17 protein-coding genes and 7 tRNA genes are annotated in these 21,584 nt (G+C 56.3%); 22 read left to right on the forward strand and 2 right to left on the reverse strand.

The features are described from left to right. Nucleotides 1–104 precede the first annotated feature (104 nt). From nagA to OHJ17_RS17970, 11 genes are all read left to right on the forward strand, one after another. Nucleotides 105–1,253: an N-acetylglucosamine-6-phosphate deacetylase gene (gene nagA, locus OHJ17_RS17920; RefSeq protein ID WP_002894747.1), complete on the forward strand. Its 1,149-nt coding sequence runs from the start codon at nt 105–107 to the stop codon at nt 1,251–1,253. An 8-nt stretch (nt 1,254–1,261) separates the two neighbouring features. Beyond that, nucleotides 1,262–2,482, forward strand: a complete 1,221-nt coding sequence (nagC, locus tag OHJ17_RS17925; RefSeq protein WP_002894742.1) for a DNA-binding transcriptional regulator NagC — start codon at nt 1,262–1,264, stop codon at nt 2,480–2,482. A gap of 116 nt (nt 2,483–2,598) precedes the next feature. Beyond that, nucleotides 2,599–3,351 (forward strand): HAD-IIA family hydrolase, encoded by a 753-nt coding sequence (locus tag OHJ17_RS17930; RefSeq protein ID WP_002894738.1) that lies wholly within the window; start codon nt 2,599–2,601, stop codon nt 3,349–3,351. Between the two features lie 278 nt (nt 3,352–3,629). Beyond that, nucleotides 3,630–5,294, forward strand: a complete 1,665-nt coding sequence (asnB, locus tag OHJ17_RS17935) for an asparagine synthase B (protein WP_002894734.1) — start codon at nt 3,630–3,632, stop codon at nt 5,292–5,294. Nucleotides 5,295–5,531: 237 nt separating this feature from the next. Beyond that, nucleotides 5,532–5,608 (forward strand) — tRNA-Met (locus OHJ17_RS17940). Between the two features lie 8 nt (nt 5,609–5,616). Continuing rightward, nucleotides 5,617–5,701, forward strand: a tRNA-Leu gene (locus tag OHJ17_RS17945). 23 nt (nt 5,702–5,724) lie between these two features. Further along, nucleotides 5,725–5,799 (forward strand) — tRNA-Gln (locus OHJ17_RS17950). Between the two features lie 36 nt (nt 5,800–5,835). After that, nucleotides 5,836–5,910: transfer RNA gene (locus OHJ17_RS17955), tRNA-Gln, on the forward strand. 23 nt (nt 5,911–5,933) lie between these two features. Next, a tRNA-Met gene (locus OHJ17_RS17960) sits at nt 5,934–6,010 on the forward strand. Between the two features lie 47 nt (nt 6,011–6,057). Continuing rightward, nucleotides 6,058–6,132 (forward strand) — tRNA-Gln (locus tag OHJ17_RS17965). A gap of 75 nt (nt 6,133–6,207) precedes the next feature. After that, nucleotides 6,208–6,282, forward strand: a tRNA-Gln gene (locus tag OHJ17_RS17970). Between the two features lie 119 nt (nt 6,283–6,401). Here the strand turns inward: OHJ17_RS17970 and ubiF are convergent. After that, complete coding sequence (gene ubiF, locus OHJ17_RS17975; RefSeq protein WP_004191309.1) at nt 6,402–7,577, reverse strand: 3-demethoxyubiquinol 3-hydroxylase; 1,176 nt, start codon at nt 7,575–7,577, stop codon at nt 6,402–6,404. Nucleotides 7,578–7,756: 179 nt separating this feature from the next. On the opposite strand from ubiF, the gene miaB reads away from it, so the two are divergent. The 11 genes from miaB (at nt 7,757) to OHJ17_RS18030 (ending at nt 21,014) form a co-directional block, all read left to right on the forward strand. Then, entirely contained in the window at nt 7,757–9,181 is a 1,425-nt protein-coding gene (gene miaB / locus OHJ17_RS17980; RefSeq protein WP_002894730.1) for a tRNA (N6-isopentenyl adenosine(37)-C2)-methylthiotransferase MiaB, read from the forward strand. A gap of 153 nt (nt 9,182–9,334) precedes the next feature. After that, nucleotides 9,335–10,381, forward strand: coding sequence for a PhoH family protein (locus tag OHJ17_RS17985; protein ID WP_004176871.1), 1,047 nt, complete (start codon nt 9,335–9,337; stop codon nt 10,379–10,381). After that, the gene (gene ybeY / locus OHJ17_RS17990; RefSeq protein ID WP_002894722.1) at nt 10,378–10,851 is read left to right on the forward strand and encodes an rRNA maturation RNase YbeY; all 474 of its coding nucleotides are present in this window, start codon (nt 10,378–10,380) and stop codon (nt 10,849–10,851) included. Before OHJ17_RS17985 ends, ybeY begins: the two co-directional genes overlap by 4 nt. Before the next feature lie 147 nt (nt 10,852–10,998). Further along, nucleotides 10,999–11,877, forward strand: a complete 879-nt coding sequence (corC, locus tag OHJ17_RS17995) for a CNNM family magnesium/cobalt transport protein CorC (protein WP_004197606.1) — start codon at nt 10,999–11,001, stop codon at nt 11,875–11,877. A 125-nt stretch (nt 11,878–12,002) separates the two neighbouring features. After that, complete coding sequence (gene lnt / locus OHJ17_RS18000) at nt 12,003–13,541, forward strand: apolipoprotein N-acyltransferase (RefSeq protein WP_004147589.1); 1,539 nt, start codon at nt 12,003–12,005, stop codon at nt 13,539–13,541. A 354-nt stretch (nt 13,542–13,895) separates the two neighbouring features. Then, nucleotides 13,896–14,807, forward strand: a complete 912-nt coding sequence (locus OHJ17_RS18005) for an amino acid ABC transporter substrate-binding protein (protein ID WP_032432805.1) — start codon at nt 13,896–13,898, stop codon at nt 14,805–14,807. 164 nt (nt 14,808–14,971) lie between these two features. After that, nucleotides 14,972–15,712, forward strand: a complete 741-nt coding sequence (locus OHJ17_RS18010; RefSeq protein ID WP_002894709.1) for an amino acid ABC transporter permease — start codon at nt 14,972–14,974, stop codon at nt 15,710–15,712. Continuing rightward, nucleotides 15,712–16,386, forward strand: a complete 675-nt coding sequence (gene gltK, locus OHJ17_RS18015; RefSeq protein WP_002894707.1) for a glutamate/aspartate ABC transporter permease GltK — start codon at nt 15,712–15,714, stop codon at nt 16,384–16,386. The genes OHJ17_RS18010 and gltK overlap by 1 nt, the downstream gene beginning before the upstream one ends. After that, nucleotides 16,386–17,111, forward strand: coding sequence for an amino acid ABC transporter ATP-binding protein (locus tag OHJ17_RS18020; RefSeq protein WP_002894706.1), 726 nt, complete (start codon nt 16,386–16,388; stop codon nt 17,109–17,111). Before gltK ends, OHJ17_RS18020 begins: the two co-directional genes overlap by 1 nt. A gap of 373 nt (nt 17,112–17,484) precedes the next feature. Then, on the forward strand, nt 17,485–19,155 hold the full coding sequence (locus OHJ17_RS18025) for a ShlB/FhaC/HecB family hemolysin secretion/activation protein (protein ID WP_004176875.1): 1,671 nt from the start codon (nt 17,485–17,487) through the stop codon (nt 19,153–19,155). A 65-nt stretch (nt 19,156–19,220) separates the two neighbouring features. After that, nucleotides 19,221–21,014, forward strand: coding sequence for a filamentous hemagglutinin N-terminal domain-containing protein (locus OHJ17_RS18030; RefSeq protein ID WP_032432803.1), 1,794 nt, complete (start codon nt 19,221–19,223; stop codon nt 21,012–21,014). 45 nt (nt 21,015–21,059) lie between these two features. Here OHJ17_RS18030 and OHJ17_RS18035 read toward each other — a convergent pair whose 3' ends face one another. Then, a complete protein-coding gene (locus tag OHJ17_RS18035) occupies nt 21,060–21,542 on the reverse strand; it encodes a zinc ribbon-containing protein (RefSeq protein WP_002894699.1) in 483 nt (160 codons plus the stop codon). Nucleotides 21,543–21,584: the final 42 nt, after the last annotated feature.

Below are 21,584 nucleotides of genomic sequence, written 5' to 3' on the forward strand. Positions count from 1 at the left end.
TCCCGCGCCCTGGCGCGGGATCATCTTTTTCTTTGTACGCACCATCATGCCGGCGGCAAACGAACGAACGCTGACCTGATGAGGCGTATATACCGGGGGTCGTAATGTATGCATTAACCCAGGGCCGGGTTTATACCGGTCATGAAATTCTCGATGACCATGCGGTTGTTATCGCTAATGGCTTTATCGAACGTCTTTGTCCGCTGGCAGATTTGCCGTCTGACATCGAGCAGCGCTCAGTCAACGGCGCAATAATCGCCCCCGGTTTTATCGACGTCCAGCTCAACGGCTGCGGCGGCGTGCAGTTTAACGACAGCCCAGAGGCGGTCACTGTCGAAACGCTGGAGATCATGCAGAAGGCCAACGAACGCTCAGGCTGCACCAGCTTCCTGCCGACGCTGATTACCTCCAGCGACGATCTGATGAAGCAAGGCGTGCGCGTGATGCGCGAATATCTGCAAAAACATCCGAACCAGGCGCTGGGCCTGCATCTCGAAGGGCCGTGGCTGAATATCGTTAAGAAAGGCACCCACAATCCGGACTACGTGCGTAAACCGGACGCGGCGCTGGTCGATTTCCTGTGCGACAACGCCGATGTGATCACCAAAGTGACCCTCGCCCCTGAGCGCGTTGAGCCAGAAGTGATCCGCAAACTGGTCGCCGCCGGGATCGTTGTCTCCGCGGGCCACTCCAACGCTACGCTGAAAGAGGCGAAAGTCGGCTTCCGCGCGGGCATTACCTTTGCCACCCACCTGTATAATGCGATGCCGTACATTACCGGCCGCGAACCGGGTCTTGCCGGGGCGATTTTTGACGAGCCGGATGTCTACTGCGGTATCATCGTCGACGGGATGCACGTCGATTACGCCAACGTGCGCAACGCCAAGCGCCTGAAAGGCGACAAGCTGTGCCTGGTCACCGACGCCACCGCGCCGGCGGGGGCGAATATTGACCAGTTCATTTTTGCCGGGAAAACAATATACTACCGCAATGGGCTGTGCGTAGATGAAAACGGCACCCTCAGCGGATCTTCCCTGACCATGATTGAAGGGGTGCGTAATCTGGTTGAGCATTGCGGCGTGGCACTGGACGAAGTATTGCGCATGGCGACGCTCTATCCTGCGCGCGCTATCGGCGTGGACAAGCAGCTCGGCAGCATTGCGCCGGGCATGGTCGCTAACCTGACCGCCTTTACACGCGATTATAAAATCACCAAGACCATCGTTAATGGTAACGAGGTCGTCACTGAGTAAGTAAAAGTATGACAGCAGGCGGACAAGCTCAAATTGGTAACGTTGACCTCGTAAAACAACTGAACAGCGCGGCCGTGTACCGCCTGATTGACCAGCATGGGCCCATCTCGCGCATTCAGATAGCCGAACAAAGCCAGCTTGCCCCTGCCAGCGTGACCAAAATCACGCGTCAGCTTATTGAGCGCGGCCTGATCAAAGAAGTCGATCAGCAGGCCTCCACCGGTGGCCGCCGCGCTATCTCTATCATCGCAGAAACTCGCAACTTCAACGCCATCGGCGTGCGGCTTGGCCGCTATGACGCCACTCTGACCCTGTATGATTTAAGCAGCAAGACCCTGGAAGAGGAGCACTTCCCGCTGCCCGAGCGCACCCAGGAAACGCTGGAACACGCCCTGCTGAATATCATCGCCACCTTTATCGAAAACTGTCAGCGCAAAATTCGCGAGCTGATCGCTATCTCAGTGATCCTGCCGGGCCTCGTCGACCCGGAAAGCGGCGTGATCCGCTATATGCCGCACATTGCGGTGGAAAACTGGGGCCTGGTCGGGGCGCTGGAGAAACGCTTCAATGTTACCTGCTTTGTTGGCCACGATATCCGCAGCCTGGCGCTGGCCGAGCACTATTTTGGCGCAAGCCAGGATTGCGAAGACTCCATTCTGGTGCGCGTGCACCGCGGTACCGGGGCGGGGATTATCTCCAACGGGCGCATTTTTATCGGCCGCAACGGCAACGTCGGCGAAATTGGCCATATTCAGGTCGACCCGCTGGGCGAACGCTGCCACTGCGGCAACTTCGGCTGTCTGGAGACCGTCGCGGCCAATGCCGCCATTGAACAGCGGGTTCGCCACCTGCTGGAGCAGGGCTACCAGAGCCGTCTGACGCCGGATGACTGCACGATCAAAACTATCTGCAAAGCGGCCAACAAGGGCGATGCCCTGGCCTGCGAGGTGATTGAGTACGTGGGGCGCCACCTCGGGAAAACGATCGCCATCGCCATTAACCTGTTCAACCCACAAAAAATCGTCGTCGCCGGCGAAATAGTGGAAGCTGAAAAGGTCCTTCTTCCGGCCATCGAAGGCTGCATTAACGCCCAGGCGCTTAAGGCGTTTCGTAAGAACCTGCCGGTGGTGCGCTCCACCCTCGATCACCGCTCTGCAATCGGCGCCTTCGCGCTGGTCAAACGCGCCATGCTCAATGGCACGCTGCTGCAGCGTTTGCTTGAGAGCTAATCGCCCCTTTTCTGATAGCGCGTCACCTTGATACGGGCGGGCCTCGCCCGTCAGAGGTGTGAAACCTCATCGATGACGCGTATAGTTTCGTCTTTGTTAATGATTCTGGACCCACCATGACCATTCAAAACATAATTTGTGATATTGACGGCGTACTGATGCACGATAACGTCGCCGTTCCCGGCGCAGCCGAGTTTATCAAGCGCATCCTCGATAAAGGCATGCCGCTGGTAATGCTGACCAACTACCCGTCGCAAACCGGCCAGGATCTGGCGAACCGTTTCGCCACCGCTGGAATTGATGTTCCGGATAGCGCCTTTTACACCTCAGCAATGGCCACCGCCGATTTTCTGCGTCGCCAGGAAGGCAAAAAAGCCTACGTGGTGGGAGAAGGGGCGCTGATCCACGAGCTGTACAAAGCCGGCTTTACCATTACCGATGTGAACCCGGATTTTGTCATCGTCGGGGAAACTCGCTCCTTTAACTGGGAAATGATGCATAAGGCCGCCTTCTTCGTCGCCAACGGCGCCCGCTTCATTGCCACTAACCCGGATACGCACGGTCGCGGCTTCTACCCTGCCTGCGGCGCGCTGTGCGCCGGGATCGAGAAGATCTCCGGCCGTAAGCCGTTTTACGTCGGCAAACCCAGCCCGTGGATCATCCGTTCAGCACTGAATAAAATGCAAGCTCACTCCGAGCAGACGGTGATCGTCGGCGATAACCTGCGCACCGATATACTGGCCGGTTTCCAGGCGGGGCTGGAGACTATTCTGGTGCTCTCCGGCGTCTCCACCCTCGACGATATCGACAGCATGCCGTTCCGCCCGTCGTGGATTTACCCTTCCGTCGCGGAAATCGATATTTTCTGATGCCAACCACGTCGCAGGACGTGGTTTTTCATTTCTAGCGCCCTTCAGAATTACCCCATCTAATAAAAACGGCTTATAAATACGAATTCCTCAATAAAGCCGTTCAAAAGATACTCTTTTTTCACTGTTCAACAATCACGGTTGCGTTTTTTCTTTTTCCGGCCGCAAAACCCTTGCGCCTGCTCCCCCTTTACGGCATTTTCTTAAGCACGCACTCAGGCTTCGCCACGAGACGAAGCCAGCACAACATCAAACACGACAGGGTAATGGAGAAGGCTATGTGTTCTATTTTTGGCGTACTGGATATTAAAACTGACGCAGGCGAGCTGCGTAAAAAGGCGCTGGAGCTTTCCCGCCTGATGCGCCACCGCGGTCCGGACTGGTCTGGCGTATATGCCAGCGACAAAGCGATTCTGGCGCACGAGCGCCTGTCGATTGTCGACGTCAACGCCGGGGCCCAGCCGCTGTACAACGCCGAAAAAACCCATGCGCTGGCCGTTAACGGCGAGATCTACAACCACCAGGCGCTGCGCGCGGAGTATGGCGATCGCTACCAGTTCCAGACCGGTTCCGACTGCGAAGTGATCCTCGCGCTGTATCAGGAAAAAGGCCCGGAGTTCCTCGACGACCTGCAGGGAATGTTCGCCTTCGCCCTGTACGACAGCGAAAAAGACGCGTACTTAATTGGCCGCGACCATATCGGCATTATCCCGCTGTATATGGGCCATGACGAACACGGCAACTTCTATGTCGCCTCCGAAATGAAAGCGCTAGTGCCGGTATGCCGCACCATTAAAGAGTTCCCGGCGGGCAGCTACCTGTGGAGCAAAGACGGCGAAATTCGCCAGTACTATCAGCGCGACTGGTTTGATTACGACGCGGTGAAAGACAACGTTACCGATAAGAACGAGCTGCGCCAGGCGCTGGAAGAGTCGGTGAAAAGCCACCTGATGTCCGACGTGCCTTACGGCGTGCTGCTCTCCGGCGGTCTTGATTCATCGGTCATCTCGGCTATCACCAAGAAATTCGCCGCCCGTCGCGTCGAAGATCAGGAGCGTAGCGAAGCCTGGTGGCCGCAGCTGCACTCTTTCGCGGTCGGTCTGGAAGGCTCTCCTGACCTGAAAGCGGCGCAGGAGGTGGCCAACCACCTCGGCACCGTGCACCACGAAATTCACTTTACCGTCCAGGAAGGGCTGGATGCCATCCGCGACGTTATCTATCACATCGAAACCTACGATGTGACCACTATTCGCGCCTCGACGCCGATGTACCTGATGTCGCGGAAAATTAAAGCCATGGGCATCAAAATGGTGCTTTCCGGCGAAGGTTCGGACGAAGTGTTCGGCGGCTACCTCTACTTCCATAAGGCGCCGAACGCCAAAGAACTGCACGAAGAGACGGTGCGTAAGCTGCAGGCGCTGCATATGTTTGACTGCGCCCGCGCCAACAAAGCGATGTCCGCCTGGGGCGTGGAGGCCCGCGTGCCGTTCCTCGACAAGAAGTTCCTCGACGTCGCGATGCGCATTAACCCGCAGGATAAGATGTGCGGCAACGGCAAAATGGAAAAACACATTCTGCGCGAATGCTTTGAATCCTACCTGCCGGCCAGCGTCGCCTGGCGCCAGAAGGAGCAGTTCTCTGACGGCGTCGGCTACAGCTGGATCGATACCCTGAAAGAAGTGGCCGCCAAACAGATCAGCGACCAGCAACTGGAAACCGCAAGCTTCCGCTTCCCGTACAACACGCCGACCTCCAAAGAAGGCTATCTGTACCGCGAGATCTTCGAAGAGCTGTTCCCGCTGCCGAGCGCGGCGGAGTGCGTCCCTGGCGGTCCGTCGGTGGCCTGCTCTTCAGCGAAAGCCATTGAGTGGGATGAAGCGTTCAAAACCATGAACGATCCATCAGGCCGCGCGGTCGGTGTCCACCAGTCGGCCTACAAATAAGCCCAGACGGGCGGTGAAACGCAAAACGGACCCTCCGGGGTCCGTTTTCTTTTTGCCGGATTTATACCGCTGAAAAACGATAAATAACCAATAATTGCCGAATATTCCAGCGAGCTGTTCGCAACCTAACCAAACAGTCACATTACAACGATTTTCCTTGAAAAAGAGGTTGACGCTCGCAGGCCCAATACGCATAATGCGCCCCGCAACGCCGATAAGGTTACGCGAAAAAAAGATGGCTACGTAGCTCAGCTGGTTAGAGCACATCACTCATAATGATGGGGTCACAGGTTCGAATCCCGTCGTAGCCACCATCTTTTTTGCGGGAGTGGCGAAATTGGTAGACGCACCAGATTTAGGTTCTGGCGCCGCAAGGTGTGCGAGTTCAAGTCTCGCCTCCCGCACCATTCACCAGTTAGCGTTGTACGGATGGGGTATCGCCAAGCGGTAAGGCACCGGTTTTTGATACCGGCATTCCCTGGTTCGAATCCAGGTACCCCAGCCATATTTCTTCGATATTTGCGGTTCACCGCGACGGTATTGGGGTATCGCCAAGCGGTAAGGCACCGGTTTTTGATACCGGCATTCCCTGGTTCGAATCCAGGTACCCCAGCCATCGAAGAAGCAGCAAGACAATTAGGCTACGTAGCTCAGCTGGTTAGAGCACATCACTCATAATGATGGGGTCACAGGTTCGAATCCCGTCGTAGCCACCAAATTCTGGACGTATCGATACGCATCGATAAATCCGCAAACAATTTGTTGGGGTATCGCCAAGCGGTAAGGCACCGGATTCTGATTCCGGCATTCCGAGGTTCGAATCCTCGTACCCCAGCCAAATTTAAAAGTCGTTCAGCAGTGAACGCACTGTTGCCCTCAACCGGCGTAGTTACGGTCAAGTGCAACAGACAATTGGGGTATCGCCAAGCGGTAAGGCACCGGATTCTGATTCCGGCATTCCGAGGTTCGAATCCTCGTACCCCAGCCACTTCAATGCAAAAAAGCTCACTTCGGTGGGCTTTTTTGCTATTGGCGTCCTGACATGCTTACTCCGTACTGACTGCCGGGCAGGTGCTCTCCGCTACGCCCCTGCCCGGGAAGCCGGTTTTACAAGCCTAACGCATACTTCAGCGCCTGACGCTTCAGCATCCCGGCGCGTTCAGCCGCCATCAGGCCAATATTACGCAGCATCCGCACCGGCGCCAGGTCATTGCTGAAACCGGCATAAAACAGATCCATCCCCGACTGCATGATAAAATTATCCGCTCGCCGCCGCGCCTGGTAGCGCTTCAGCACCGGCAGGCTGGCCCAGTCTTCGCCGCGGCCGCGCGCTTCCGCCAGGATCTCCAGCAGGGCATCGACATCACGATAGCCAAGGTTAACCCCCTGCCCCGCCAGTGGATGAATGGTGTGCGCCGCATCGCCCACCAGCGCTAGGCCGGGCTGAACATACTGCAGCGCATGACGCCGGGTGAGCGGGAAGGCGCCGGCCGCCTGCGGCGTCACCCGTCCCAGCCGCGCCGGAAAGTGACTGGCGATCTCCTGCTGGAGCTGCGCCATGGTCATGCTCTGCAGCTGACGGATCCGCGCCGGGGCGTCGTACCAGACCAGCGAGGCCCAGTGGTCGAACAGCGGCAGGAAGGCGCGTGGGCCGCTGGGAGTAAACTGCTGCCAGGTGCTGTCGCCGGGATCGTCGGCGCATTCGACGCTGATCAGCATACAGGACTGCTGATATTGCCAGGCGTGCACGCCGATGCCGGCCATCTCCCGCACCTGGGAGTTAGCGCCGTCGGCGCCGATAACCAGCCGGGCGTGGATCGTCTCCCCCTCGCGCAAATGCAACGCCGTCTGCGTCTCGCCGCGCTGCATCTTTTTCAGTTCGCTACCGACGCGCAGGGTAACCGCCTCATGCGCCGCCAGCGCTTGCCACAGGCCCCATTGCAGAACCTTGTTCTCGACCATATAGCCCAGCTCCGGCAGCTTGAGCTCCGCGGCGTCGAAGGCGACGTGCGCGCTCTCCCACTCCCAGGTCTCCAGACGGCGATAAGCATGGACGCGCATCGCCCGTATGGCATCCCAGACGCCGAGACTCTTCAGCAGGCCGACCGAAGCCGCGCTGATCGCCGAGATCCGCACATCCGGGGCGGATGCCGGTTCGAACGCCGGTGGCGCCGCTTTCTCAAGCACCGTCACGGTAAATCCCTGTTGCGCCAGCCCTAACGCCAGGGCGCCGCCGACCATGCCGCCGCCCACGATGGCGACATCTGTTACGTGAATTGTCATGGCTATTATCCTTAAAGCAGAATCCGTTAAGTTTACCGGATTTTTCGCCCTCTTGCGGCGATAACGCTCGCACTGGTCAGGGGGCGACCAAAGCATTACAATACGCGCCCTGGAATGCGAAATTCACCCTGTATATATCCCCGCGTTTTGGATATCTATTACTGAGCATGAGCAAGTCAATGACAAAAAAACTCCATATTAAAACCTGGGGCTGTCAGATGAACGAGTATGATTCATCAAAGATGGCCGATCTGCTGGATGCGACACATGGGTATCAACTGACCGAGGTGGCGGAAGAAGCAGATGTGCTGTTGCTCAATACCTGCTCAATTCGTGAGAAGGCCCAGGAAAAAGTTTTCCATCAGCTTGGCCGCTGGAAGCTGCTGAAAGAGAAGAACCCGGACCTGATTATTGGCGTCGGCGGCTGCGTGGCTTCCCAGGAAGGCGACCATATTCGCCAGCGCGCGCACTATGTCGATATTATTTTCGGGCCGCAAACCCTGCACCGCCTGCCGGAGATGATTAACTCCGTGCGCGGCAACCGCAGTCCGGTAGTTGATATCAGCTTCCCGGAAATTGAAAAATTCGATCGCCTGCCAGAGCCGCGCGCCGAAGGGCCGACCGCCTTTGTCTCGATTATGGAAGGTTGCAATAAATACTGCACCTACTGCGTGGTGCCGTATACCCGCGGAGAAGAAGTTAGCCGTCCGTGCGACGATATCCTGTTTGAAATCGCCCAACTGGCGGCGCAGGGCGTGCGTGAGGTCAATCTGCTGGGGCAGAACGTTAACGCCTGGCGCGGTGAGAATTACGACGGCACCACCGGCAGCTTTGCCGACCTGCTGCGCCTGGTCGCCGCCATCGACGGCATCGACCGCATTCGCTTCACCACCAGCCACCCGATCGAATTTACCGACGATATCATCGACGTTTATCGCGATACGCCGGAGCTGGTGAGCTTCCTGCACCTGCCGGTGCAGAGTGGCTCCGACCGTGTGCTGAACCTGATGGGACGCACCCATACCGCGCTGGAGTATAAAGCGATTATTCGCAAGCTGCGTGAAGCGCGCCCGGATATTCAGATAAGCTCCGACTTTATCGTCGGCTTCCCGGGCGAAACCACGGAAGATTTCGAAAAGACCATGAAGCTTATCGCCGACGTCAATTTCGATATGAGCTACAGCTTTATCTTCTCCGCTCGCCCGGGCACCCCGGCGGCCGATATGGTCGACGACGTGCCGGAGGCGGACAAAAAACAGCGTCTGTATATCCTGCAGGAACGCATTAACCAGCAGGCGATGGCCTGGAGCCGTCGCATGCTCGGCACGGTACAGCGCATCCTGGTGGAAGGCACCTCGCGTAAGAACATCATGGAGCTTTCCGGACGTACGGAGAATAACCGGGTGGTCAACTTCGAAGGTACCCCGGACCTCGTCGGTAAGTTTGTCGATGTCGAAATCGTCGATGTATACACCAACTCGCTGCGCGGTAAAATCGTGCGCACCGAAGCGGAGATGGGTCTGCGTATCGCTGAATCACCCGAATCAGTGATTGCCCGCACCCGTAAAGAGAACGATCTTGGCGTGGGAATTTACCAGCCATGATCCCTTCAGGCCTGTCGGTTCCGGCAGGCCTTGTAATTCCTCTCTCCGTCCCTATATCTACAGCAATGCTTGCGCCATTTTCCTGTGACGTAAATAATTTCCTGATTAGCCGGCCACGCGCCGCGTCCGGCCACCTGCGTAAAGAGGAATAGTTTGAACATAGACACTCGTGAGATTACCCTGGAGCCAGCGGATAACGCACGCCTGTTAGCCCTGTGCGGCCCGTTTGACGACAACATTAAACAGCTGGAGCGTCGGTTAGGCATTGAGATCAACCGCCGTGACAATCACTTTAAGCTGACCGGTCGCGCCCTGTGCGTGCACGCTGCCGCCGATATTCTGCGCAGCCTGTATGTCGACACAGCGCCAATGCGCGGTCAGATTCAGGATATTGAACCAGAGCAGATCCACCTGGCGATCAAGGAAGCGCGCGTACTGGAGCAGAGCGCCGAAAGCGTGCCTGAGTACGGTAAAGCCGTCAATATCAAGACCAAGCGCGGGGTAATCAAACCGCGTACGCCGAACCAGGCGCAGTACATCGCCAATATCCTCGATCACGACATCACTTTCGGCGTGGGTCCGGCGGGTACGGGTAAAACCTATCTGGCGGTGGCGGCGGCGGTCGATGCGCTGGAGCGCCAGGAGATCCGCCGTATTCTGCTGACCCGTCCGGCCGTCGAGGCAGGCGAAAAGCTCGGCTTCCTGCCCGGCGATCTGAGCCAGAAGGTCGACCCGTATCTGCGCCCGCTGTATGACGCGCTGTTTGAGATGCTCGGCTTTGAGAAAGTGGAGAAGCTGATTGAGCGTAACGTCATCGAAGTGGCCCCGCTGGCCTATATGCGCGGACGGACGCTGAATGACGCCTTTATCATTCTTGATGAAAGCCAGAACACCACCATCGAACAGATGAAGATGTTCCTGACCCGCATCGGCTTTAACTCCAAGGCGGTGATCACCGGCGACATCACGCAGATTGACCTGCCACGCAGCACCAAATCCGGTCTGCGCCATGCCATCGAAGTGCTGGCGGAAGTCGATGAGATCAGCTTTAACTTCTTCCATAGCGAAGACGTGGTGCGCCATCCGGTGGTCGCCCGCATCGTGAACGCCTATGAGGCATGGGAAGCCGCAGATCAGAAACGTAAAGCAGAGCTGGCCGCCGAGCGCAAACGCGAAGCCCAGGAACAGGAGCAAAAATGAGTCAGGTGATCCTCGATTTACAGCTGGCCTGCGAAGAGACCAGCGGCCTGCCGGACGAAGCCCTTTTCCAACGCTGGGTCGACGCCGTCATTCCGCCGTTTCAGGAGGAGTCAGAGTTAACGATTCGTCTGGTCGACGTTGCAGAAAGCCATGAGCTGAACCTGACCTATCGCGGCAAGGATAAGCCGACCAACGTCCTCTCCTTCCCGTTTGAAGCGCCGCCGGGAATTGAAATGCCGCTGCTCGGCGATCTGATCATCTGCCGTCAGGTGGTAGAACAAGAAGCCAGCGAGCAAGGTAAGCCGCTGGAGGCGCACTGGGCGCATATGGTGGTGCACGGTAGCCTGCATCTGCTGGGCTACGATCATATCGAAGACGACGAAGCGGAAGAGATGGAAGGCCTTGAAACAGAGATAATGCTTGCTCTGGGCTATGAGGACCCGTACATTTCCGAGAAGATTGCGGAATAGCGCCCAGCCGGATGGCGGTGCTTGCGCCTCATCCGGCCGCTGTTTCTGCGTTTTACCTGCCAGAAAGTCAGGCAACCCATGCCGTCCGGCGCTGAGTTTACGCGCGACGAGCGACAGTTAAATCAACATGAGAACCCAAACGACGCCATGAGCGACGACAATTCACACAGTAGTGACACAGTAAACAGCAAAAAGGGATTTTTCTCCCTGTTACTCAGCCAGCTTTTTCACGGGGAACCGAAAAACCGCGATGAACTGCTGGCGCTGATCCGTGATTCCGGGCAAAACGACCTTATCGATGAAGATACGCGTGACATGCTCGAAGGGGTAATGGATATCGCCGACCAGCGGGTCCGCGACATTATGATCCCCCGTTCACAAATGATAACCCTGAAACGCAACCAGACGCTGGACGAGTGCCTGGATGTCATCATCGAATCCGCCCACTCGCGTTTCCCGGTCATCAGTGAAGATAAAGATCACATCGAAGGGATTCTGATGGCCAAGGATCTGCTGCCGTTTATGCGCAGCGACGCCGAAGCCTTCAGCATGGAAAAAGTGTTACGGCCGGCGGTTGTCGTCCCGGAAAGCAAGCGGGTCGACCGCATGCTGAAAGAGTTTCGCTCACAGCGCTATCATATGGCGATCGTTATTGACGAATTCGGCGGCGTCTCTGGCCTGGTGACCATCGAGGATATCCTTGAGCTCATCGTCGGGGAAATTGAAGACGAGTACGACGAAGAAGAAGATATCGATTTCCGCCAGCTGAGCCGCCACACCTGGACGGTGCGCGCCCTGGCCTCCATCGAAGACTTCAACGACGCCTTCGACACGCACTTTAGCGATGAAGAAGTGGATACCATTGGCGGGCTGGTGATGCAGGCCTTCGGCCATCTGCCGGCCCGCGGCGAATCTATCGACATTGATGGTTACCAATTCAAGGTAGCAATGGCAGATAGTCGTCGTATCATTCAGGTGCATGTAAAGCTGCCCGATGACGCTCCCCAGCCGAAGCTGGAAGAGTAAGCGGTAGCGCTGAAATGGCCAGCCGGGAGACCGCGAGTCATACACGGTTGTAGGTGCCCCGCGTCCGGCTGGCAAAAAGAATAGCCTGTAGCAGCAGGCGTTAATTAACGGGACGATTAACCTAAATGGTATTTGCCTCTCTTCTTGAACGCCAGCGCATACGTCTGTTGCTGGCGCTGTTGTTTGGAGCCAGCGGAACGCTGGCTTTTTCACCTTATGACTTCTGGCCAGCGGCTATCGTTTCGCTGATCGGTCTGCAGGCGTTAACCCTCAACCGACGCCCGCTGCAAAGCGCCGGGATCGGCTATTTCTGGGGACTCGGGCTGTTCGGCACGGGTATCAACTGGGTCTATGTCAGCATCGCGCAGTTTGGCGGAATGCCCGGCCCGGTTAACGTCTTCCTCGTCGTTCTGCTGGCGGCCTATCTCTCGCTCTACACCGGCCTGTTTGCCGGCCTGCTCGCCCGTCTGTGGCCTAAAACTAACTGGATACGGATGGCTATCGCTGCCCCTGTCGTCTGGCAAATCACCGAGTTCCTGCGCGGCTGGGTGCTGACCGGCTTTCCGTGGCTACAGTTCGGCTACAGCCAGATTGACGGCCCGCTGAAAGGTCTCGCGCCGGTGATGGGCGTCGAGGCGATTAACTTCCTGCTGATGGTAGTCAGCGGCCTGCTGGCCCTGGCCCTCGTCCAGCGCAACTGGAAGCCGCTGGCGATTGCCGCGCTGCTGTTCGCCCTGCCCTTCCCGCTGCGCTATATCCAGTGGTATCAGCTGCTGCCGGCGCGCGCGACCCAGGTCTCGCTGGTGCAAGGCGATATCCCACAGGCCATGAAATGGGACGAAAAGCAGCTGGTCAATACCCTGAAAACCTACCTGGCGCTGACCCAGCCGCATATCGGCCACTCGCAGCTGATTATCTGGCCTGAATCGGCGATCCCGGATCTGGAGATCAACCAGCAGCAGTTCCTCAGCATGATGGACGATCTGCTGCGCGCAAAAGACAGCTCGCTGATCACCGGCATTGTCGATGCGCGTCTCAACAAGCAGAACCGTTACGATACCTACAACACCATCATTACTCTCGGCAAAGATAACCCGTACCGCTACGACTCGACCAACCGCTACAACAAGAACCATCTGGTGCCGTTCGGCGAGTTTGTACCGCTGGAGTCGATTCTGCGTCCGCTGGCGCCGTTCTTTGACCTGCCGATGTCCTCCTTCAGCCGCGGCCCCTACGTGCAGCCGCAGCTGATGGCGCATAACCTGAAGCTGACCGCGGCCATCTGCTACGAGATAATCCTCGGTGAACAGGTGCGGGATAACTTCCGGCCGGACACCGACTTCCTGCTGACCATCTCCAACGACGCCTGGTTCGGCAAGTCCATCGGCCCGTGGCAACACTTCCAGATGGCGCGAATGCGCGCCCTGGAGCTGGCCCGCCCGCTGCTGCGCAGCACCAACAACGGCATTACTGCGGTGATCGGCCCGCGCGGCGAGATCCAGAAGATGATCCCGCAGTTTACCCGCGAGGTGTTGACCACCACCGTGACCCCCACCAGCGGCTTAACCCCTTACGCCCGCACCGGCAACTGGCCGCTATGGGCGCTGACGGCGCTGTTTGGTTTCGCCGCGCTGCTGATGAGCCTGCGCCAGCGTCGCCGATAAGTTTCTCCGCCGGCGACGCCCGTCGCCGGCTTTTTCTTCCCATCATCTGCCACTCTGGCACAGTCATTGCTTTATTTAACCTGGTAGCGGCCTCGTCCGACCCAGTGCAACCGGGTTGCACCAGAAACGATCGGTGGTCGCGCTATTTTGGTGCAATGGAAGATATTTGCCTCCGATTGGTGCGGAGCGCTTCGCAAAAATAAACAATAAAGCAGCAAAATCTTTACATTAAGCCAAACTAAATGCTAACAAACACATACAAATGCGGCACGTGGACGCGTGCCCCCAATAACAACACACACAATCACAATGGGTATCAATAGCGTCGCTGACGCTGCGGATAAGGAGTTGGATATGCAATTACGTAAACTGGCCACGGCAATGCTGGTAATGGGAATGACCGCTGGTCTGGCGCAGGCGGAAGATGCTGCCCCGGCGGCTGGCCAGAACACCCTGGATAAGATCGCCAAAAACGGGGTTATCGTTGTCGGCCATCGTGAATCTTCGGTCCCGTTCTCTTACTACGATAACCAGCAGAAGGTTGTGGGCTACTCTCAGGATTATTCCAACGCCATCGTCGATGCCATCAAGAAAAAACTGAACAAACCCGATCTGCAGGTCAAACTGATCCCGGTCACCTCGCAGAACCGTATCCCGTTGCTGCAGAATGGCACCTTTGATTTCGAGTGCGGCTCAACCACCAACAACCTTGAGCGCCAGAAACAGGCGGCCTTCTCCAATACCATCTTCGTGGTCGGTACCCGTCTGCTGGTGAAGAAAGGCGGTCCGATCAAAGATTTCCCGGACCTGAAGGATAAAGCGGTCGTCGTCACCTCCGGAACCACCTCGGAGATCCTGCTGCATAAGCTGAACGATGAGAAAAAAATGAATATGCGCATTATCAGCGCCAAAGATCATGGCGACTCTTTCCGCACCCTGGAGAGCGGACGCGCCGTGGCCTTTATGATGGATGATGCCCTGCTGGCTGGCGAACGCGCCAAGGCGAAGAAACCGGATAACTGGGAAATCGTCGGCACCCCGCAGTCGAAGGAAGCCTATGGCTGCATGCTGCGGAAGGACGATCCGACGTTCAAGGCGCTGGTTGATGAAACCGTCGCCCAGGCTCAGACCTCTGGCGAAGCGGAGAAGTGGTTTGACAAATGGTTCAAAAACCCTATTCCGCCAAAAAATCTTAACCTCAACTTCGAGCTGTCGGACGACATGAAAGCGCTGTTCAAATCACCTAACGACAAAGCACTGAACTAATTATAACAACCAGGGGCGGGATATCCTGCCCTCCCGATGATTGTCACAGCACGGACAGACTATACGGCGGCTGGTCGTTCCCCAGCCGCCGCGAATACCGAAACAAGCTGGACAACCGTCTTCGAGGGTAGCACTGGCTACCCTTTTTTTTCCAGGAGTCATGTATGTCAATAGACTGGAACTGGGGGATATTCCTGCAACAGGCCCCCTTCGGCAACACTACCTACCTGGGCTGGCTGTGGAGCGGTTTTCAAATCACCGTCGCCCTCTCCATCTCGGCCTGGATCATCGCTTTTCTCGTCGGCTCACTGTTCGGCATTTTACGCACGGTACCCAATCGCTTCCTCTCGGGCATTGGCACCTGCTATGTCGAACTGTTTCGCAACGTGCCGCTGATCGTGCAGTTCTTTACCTGGTACCTGGTGGTGCCGGAGTTCCTGCCGGAAAATATCGGCATGTGGTTTAAATCGGAGCTGGACCCAAACATTCAATTCTTTGTCTCCTCCATGCTGTGCCTGGGGCTGTTTACCGCCGCTCGCGTCTGCGAGCAGGTACGCGCCGCCATCCAGTCGCTGCCGCGCGGGCAGAAGAACGCCGGCCTGGCGATGGGCCTGACCCTGCCGCAAACCTACCGCTACGTGCTGCTGCCGAACGCCTACCGCGTTATCGTGCCGCCGATGACCTCGGAGATGATGAACCTGGTGAAAAACTCGGCCATCGCCTCCACCATCGGTCTGGCCGATATGGCCGCGCAGGCGGGCAAACTGCTGGACTACTCCGCTCATGCCTGGGAGTCTTTTACCGCCATCACCCTGGCCTATGTTTTCATCAACGCGGTGATTATGCTGATTATGTATGTGGTCGAGCGTAAGGTTCGCCTGCCTGGCAATATGGGAGGCAAATAATGTACGATTTTGACTGGAGTTCGATCGTTCCCTCCATGCCCTATCTGCTGGCAGGGCTGGTGATCACCCTGAAGATTACGGTGATCGCCATCGTGGTCGGCATCGTCTGGGGCACCCTGCTGGCGGTTATGCGCCTGTCCAGCTTTCTGCCGCTGGCCTGGTTTGCTAAATCCTACGTCAACGTATTCCGCTCAATCCCACTGGTGATGGTCCTGCTGTGGTTCTACCTGATTGTCCCGGGCTTCCTGCAGAACGTGCTGGGACTGTCGCCGAAAACGGATATTCGCCTGATCTCGGCGATGGTGGCGTTTTCGATGTTCGAAGCCGCCTACTATTCAGAGATTATCCGCGCCGGCATTCAGAGCATCTCCCGCGGCCAGTCCAGCGCCGCGCTGGCGTTGGGGATGACCCACTGGCAGTCAATGCGGCTGGTGATCCTGCCGCAGGCCTTCCGCGCCATGGTGCCGCTGCTGCTAACCCAGGGGATCGTCCTGTTCCAGGATACCTCGCTGGTGTATGTATTGAGTCTCGCCGACTTCTTCCGTACCGCCTCCACCATTGGCGAGCGTGACGGAACCCAGGTCGAAATGATCCTGTTCGCGGGCGGCGTCTATTTTGTGATTAGCCTCAGCGCCTCGCTGTTGGTCAGCTGGTTGAAGAAAAGGACTGTGTAATGATTACCCTGAAAAACGTTTCAAAATGGTATGGTCACTTTCAGGTGCTGACCGATTGCTCCACGGAAGTGAAAAAAGGCGAAGTCGTGGTGGTCTGCGGGCCGTCAGGCTCCGGTAAATCCACGCTGATTAAGACTGTGAACGGCCTTGAGCCGGTACAGCAGGGGCAGATTATTGTCGATGGCACCGTGGTTAACGATAAAAAGACCAACCTGGCTAAACTGCGCTCGCACGTCGGCATGGTGTTTCAGCATTTTGAACTGTTCCCGCATCTGTCGATTATCGACAACCTGACGCTGGCGCAGGTCAAAGTGCTTAACCGCGATAAAGCCTCAGCGCGCAAGAAAGGCCTCAAGTTGCTGGAGCGCGTTGGCCTGGCGGCGCATGCGGAAAAATACCCGGCGCAACTCTCCGGCGGCCAGCAGCAGCGCGTGGCCATTGCCCGTGCCCTGTGTATGGACCCAATCGCCATGCTGTTTGATGAGCCCACCTCAGCGCTTGACCCGGAGATGATTAACGAGGTGCTGGACGTTATGGTCGAACTGGCCAACGAGGGGATGACCATGATGGTCGTGACCCATGAGATGGGCTTTGCCCGCAAGGTGGCGAACCGGGTGATCTTTATGGATGAAGGGAAGATTGTCGAGGATGCCGATAAAGAGGCCTTCTTTGCCAATCCGCAATCCGAGCGTGCCAAAGATTTCCTCGCCAAAATACTTCATTAATGGTTTTTCTCTGCGCATACCGCCCGGTATGCGCAGTTAATCTTTTCCGCCATATTATTCGCCAATGTTATTTATGCGGCAGATTATCGCTACTATCATTTACGTACCCAATAAACCTGGGCGATAAAAGCTGAACTTATTTATTAAATCGATCAATTCATAAAGAATTCAATAATGAATTCGTGGACCGGCCTTGCCACCGCCGCTAGCATATAACGCCTCGTAACAGGTTCGTCGCACGATTATTTTATTAATTGAATATAATATTCTTGCCTGACCTCGCCTGCGCCGAAATAAAGGCCATCAATATTCTCTGCCGCTCGCAGAATAATGGATGCGCCACCAAACCAATGAAACAAATGGATATTGCTTCATGTTAATTCGATCTCGCACGCTCACCGGGCTGCTGTTTATCACGCTGGCGGGCACCTCAGCCGCCGGGGCCGCGCCATTGGCCTCTTCTACTCACCAGACGGAGCAGGATAAAGCCCGCCAGGAGGCGCTGGCGCCGCAGCAACAGGATTTTCAGTCTTCACAACAGCGCGTGGCGCCGCAGGGGATCCCTTTTCCTGAGGAAACGCATTGCAAATTGATCAACCGGGTCGATATCGACTCCGATAACCAGGCGCTCACCCGGAAATTACTGGCGAAAACCGCACGGCAGGCGCAGGGACGCTGTCTGGGTAGCGAAGGCATTCGCCTGCTGGCCTATACCTTGCAAAATGAGCTGATCGCGCAAGGCTACATCACCTCGCTGATTGATGTGCCCTCCCAGTCGCTGGAGCACGGCATACTCAGGTTCACGCTGCACTATGGCAAAGTGGGCGCTATCGACTATGCCGACGGCTCGGACACCACCCGCCTGTGGAATTCCCTACCCACCTCTTCCGGTACTATCCTGCGCTTAAGCGACCTTGAGCAAGGGATGGCCAACCTGCAGCGTCTGCCCGGCGCCACCGCGCACATGAAACTGTTGCCGGGCCAACACGAGGGAGAAAGCGATATCCAGATCGCCCGCAGCCTGGCGAAAAAATGGCAGCTTGGCGCCTGGCTTGACGACGCCGGCAGCAAAGCCAGCGGACGCTACCAGGCCGGCGGGGCCCTCTATCTCTATGACCTGACCACCCTCAACGATATCCTGTACCTTTCCGGCGGGGGCGATATTGAATTCAATCAGCATAACGACGGCAACCACAACGGCAGCCTGTATTACTCCATTCCCTTTGGCTACTGGACACTAAGCGCCTACGGGGCATACAGCCAGTATCGTCAGCAGTTTAACGGCAACTGGTCGACGATGGATTATAAGAGTAAAAATCGCTACTACAGCGCCACGCTGAGTCGTCTGCTCTCCCACACCCGGCAGCAAAAAACCACCGCTGACCTGCGGATCGCCAAGAGCACCTCGCATTATTACTTCGGCGGCAGTGAGCTACTGGTGATGCGCAAGCAGAACCCCTCATGGGAATTCACCCTCAACCACCAGCACTACTTTAACAAAAAGATTGTTGATGCCAGCATCGGCATCCAGCGCAGCCTGCCGTGGCTCAGCTCGACAGCAACGCCGGAAGAGCAGGCCGGGCTGTATAGCCCGCTGTCGCGGATTGTGCATGGTAATCTGCAGGCAATGATGAAATTTGACGCCACCGGCGACAAATTTACCTGGGCTCCCCGCCTCAGCGCCCAGTTCAGCCCGGACAAACTCGCTTCCGATAATAAATTCAATATTGGTAGTCGCTGGAGCGTGCGCGGTTTTGACGGTGAAAACAGCCTGTCCGGCAATCAGGGATGGTACTGGCGCAACGATTTTATCTGGGATCTGGCCACCCACGAGCGGCAATTCTATTTGGGCGCGGATATAGGCCGTCTTATCGGCGCCGATCTATATCAAAAAGGCAAAGTGCTCTCCGGCGCCGTCAGCGGGCTGCGCGGTCAGCTATGGTCAACGCAGTACGATCTGTTTATTAGTACCCCGCTGAGTAAACCGGATAAGTTTCATAGCGACGCCCTGAATATGGGCTTTTCATTACAGTGGAGGTATTAATTCGCACATTATTGACTCGTCATATTTACATTATTTATTAATCATTATTTAAAGGAATAAAGAAAATGTTTAAGTTTAAGGCTTCTTATGTCGCACTGGCGGCAGTATTAACCTCGTCGGTAGTTTATGCCGACCCCACAAGCTATACGCACTCTTCCGGCGCCACGGTTATCGATATTGAAAAGCCGAACGCCGCCAGTGTCTCCCATAACCTGTACCGCGACTTCAACGTCGGCACCAATGGCACCATCCTCAATAACAGCGGCGATGATGTCAGCCACAGCACATTTGGCAATATCGCCCGCAACAATAATCTGACCGCCGGCAGCGCTTCGGTGATTTTGAACGAGGTGACCTCCAAAAACGCCAGTAGCCTGAAGGGCTTTATCGAAGTCAACGGTCAGAAAGCGGATGTGGTAATCGCCAACCCGAACGGCATCACCTGTTCCGGCTGTAGCTTTGTTAATACCAACAAGGCTATCCTGACCACCGGCAAGGTTAATATGACCGACGATGGCGCCATCGGCAGCTATACCGTAACGGGAGGCACCCTCACCATCGGCGAAAATGGCATGAACGCCGCCAACGGCTACGCGGTTCTGCTCGCCGACGCGATTAAGATTAACGGTAAAGTGCAGGCCAACAACGCCCTGGTCAGCGCGGGCAACTTCACCATGGATAACAGCTCTGGCTCGGTGACCTCCGCCGGTAAAAAGGCCACCCTGATCCAGATGACGGTTAACCCGCAGTACAGCATCGACGTCAGCAGCCTTGGCGGCATTGAGGCCAACAGCATCAGCATGGTCGGCAATAATATCGGCTTTGGCGTACGTAATAAGGGTTCTATTATCTCCAACGGCACGCTGATGCTCACCAGCAACGGTAATTTGCTGAACAAAGGGTCAATAACGGGCAAAGGTTTGCTGAGCCAGGTTTCCACCGTCACGGGCATCACCAATGACGGTAGCATCGCCGGCGCCTATTATTTAATGCTCTCCAGTGGCGATTATATCGTTAACACCGGTTCTCTCTCCGGCGGCCAGCTGATTGCCACCGCTAACGGCAACATCACCAACGGCGACTCAGGCACGATGACCGGCACCAGTGGATTAAGCCTGACCAGCGGCGGGAAAATCCGCAACGAAGAAAAAGCCTCCCTGCTGTCAAATAACCAGATTGCCGCCACGGCAATCGGTGATTTCCTCAATGAAGGCAAAATCAGCGCCAAACACACCAGCCTGACGTTTGTCGGCGACAGCTTTAAAAACACCGGCAATATTAACTCTACTGGCCAAACCACCATTCAGTCGCTTACACAGGACGGCAGCGCCAATACGGGCGAGATCTATAACCTCGGCAATATCACCGGCGAAAATATCAATCTGCAGACCAATGGCACGCTGGCGCAAAGCAGCAGTGGTCGTATTGAGGCAACCAACGCGATTACCGCCCACAGCTACTGGCTGAACCAAAATGGTTATATGAATGCCGCCGATATCACCACCGATCACGGCGTAGTGAATAATTATGGCAATATTACTGCCAAAAATATTTCAATCACGACCTACTCAGATATCACCAACGAAGGGCAGATCAGCAGCACCGGCGACCTGACCTTAAATACCAAAAATAAAGGCGCGATCTACAATTATTCAACCCTCAGCGCGGGCGGCAACATGACGTTAACCGCCACCAAAGTGGTCAATGGTGGTAAAAGTTGCGGCATCCTGGGCCTGGCGAAATGCGGCGTCGGGACGTTAACTGCTGACAAGCTGGTACTGAACTCATCGCAGAAATATGTTAGCGACATGGGTGGAAAACAGTATTTCAAGAGCACCGAAGTCAACACGGTGAAATAAGACAAACCACGATGCGCGAAGCCTCGCGCATCGTTTTTCGCACGCTTAGGGCTCGAAGGGCCGACGCTGGAACTGATCGTGGCCACATTTTGGACAGCGCGGCAGCACGTCCGGGGTGTATACCGCCAGGTGATAGTGGCACTTCTCGCAGACCAGGTTGCCCAGACCGACCACTTCGCCGCTGTGGTACACGCCGTGATGATTCAGATCCTGAAAGACTTCCCGCCACTCGAGCTGGGTTTTGTCGGTGATATCAGCCAGCTCCTGCCACAGGCTCTCTTTGATCACCCGCATAAACACGCTGTCGCTCTCGTCTTCGTGACTCTCTTCGTAGCTGCGGGCAAACTCCTCGAGGTCGCGTTTGACCGCCGCAATCACCGACTCGATCTCGCTCTGCGTCAGATCGCCGGCGCGGACGATTTTTTCCCGCGCCTGCGTCACCAGCGCGTCGATATCGCGCTCTCCATGGCGGAGCCGTTCGCTGAGCGAGGAGACCAGTTCACGGTAATATTGAGCAACCTTGTTCATCATTTCGCCTCCGGTGGGGTTAACGTCTTCTGATAATAGACC

Source organism: Klebsiella sp. KP20-425-1 (assembly GCF_025813515.1).
Taxonomy (GTDB): Bacteria; Pseudomonadota; Gammaproteobacteria; order Enterobacterales; family Enterobacteriaceae; genus Klebsiella; species Klebsiella pneumoniae.

Coding starts and splice junctions, on each gene's coding strand:
- OHJ17_RS18025 (WP_004176875.1), top strand. CDS start 17,485: ATGTTAATTCGATCTCGCACGCTCACCGGGCTGCTGTTTATCACGCTG.
- OHJ17_RS18010 (WP_002894709.1), top strand. CDS start 14,972: ATGTCAATAGACTGGAACTGGGGGATATTCCTGCAACAGGCCCCCTTC.
- gltK (WP_002894707.1), top strand. CDS start 15,712: ATGTACGATTTTGACTGGAGTTCGATCGTTCCCTCCATGCCCTATCTG.
- corC (WP_004197606.1), top strand. CDS start 10,999: ATGAGCGACGACAATTCACACAGTAGTGACACAGTAAACAGCAAAAAG.
- nagA (WP_002894747.1), top strand. CDS start 105: ATGTATGCATTAACCCAGGGCCGGGTTTATACCGGTCATGAAATTCTC.
- lnt (WP_004147589.1), top strand. CDS start 12,003: ATGGTATTTGCCTCTCTTCTTGAACGCCAGCGCATACGTCTGTTGCTG.
- nagC (WP_002894742.1), top strand. CDS start 1,262: ATGACAGCAGGCGGACAAGCTCAAATTGGTAACGTTGACCTCGTAAAA.
- OHJ17_RS18020 (WP_002894706.1), top strand. CDS start 16,386: ATGATTACCCTGAAAAACGTTTCAAAATGGTATGGTCACTTTCAGGTG.
- miaB (WP_002894730.1), top strand. CDS start 7,757: ATGACAAAAAAACTCCATATTAAAACCTGGGGCTGTCAGATGAACGAG.
- OHJ17_RS18005 (WP_032432805.1), top strand. CDS start 13,896: ATGCAATTACGTAAACTGGCCACGGCAATGCTGGTAATGGGAATGACC.
- ubiF (WP_004191309.1), bottom strand. CDS start 7,577: ATGACAATTCACGTAACAGATGTCGCCATCGTGGGCGGCGGCATGGTC.
- OHJ17_RS18030 (WP_032432803.1), top strand. CDS start 19,221: ATGTTTAAGTTTAAGGCTTCTTATGTCGCACTGGCGGCAGTATTAACC.
- ybeY (WP_002894722.1), top strand. CDS start 10,378: ATGAGTCAGGTGATCCTCGATTTACAGCTGGCCTGCGAAGAGACCAGC.
- OHJ17_RS17930 (WP_002894738.1), top strand. CDS start 2,599: ATGACCATTCAAAACATAATTTGTGATATTGACGGCGTACTGATGCAC.
- OHJ17_RS18035 (WP_002894699.1), bottom strand. CDS start 21,542: ATGAACAAGGTTGCTCAATATTACCGTGAACTGGTCTCCTCGCTCAGC.
- asnB (WP_002894734.1), top strand. CDS start 3,630: ATGTGTTCTATTTTTGGCGTACTGGATATTAAAACTGACGCAGGCGAG.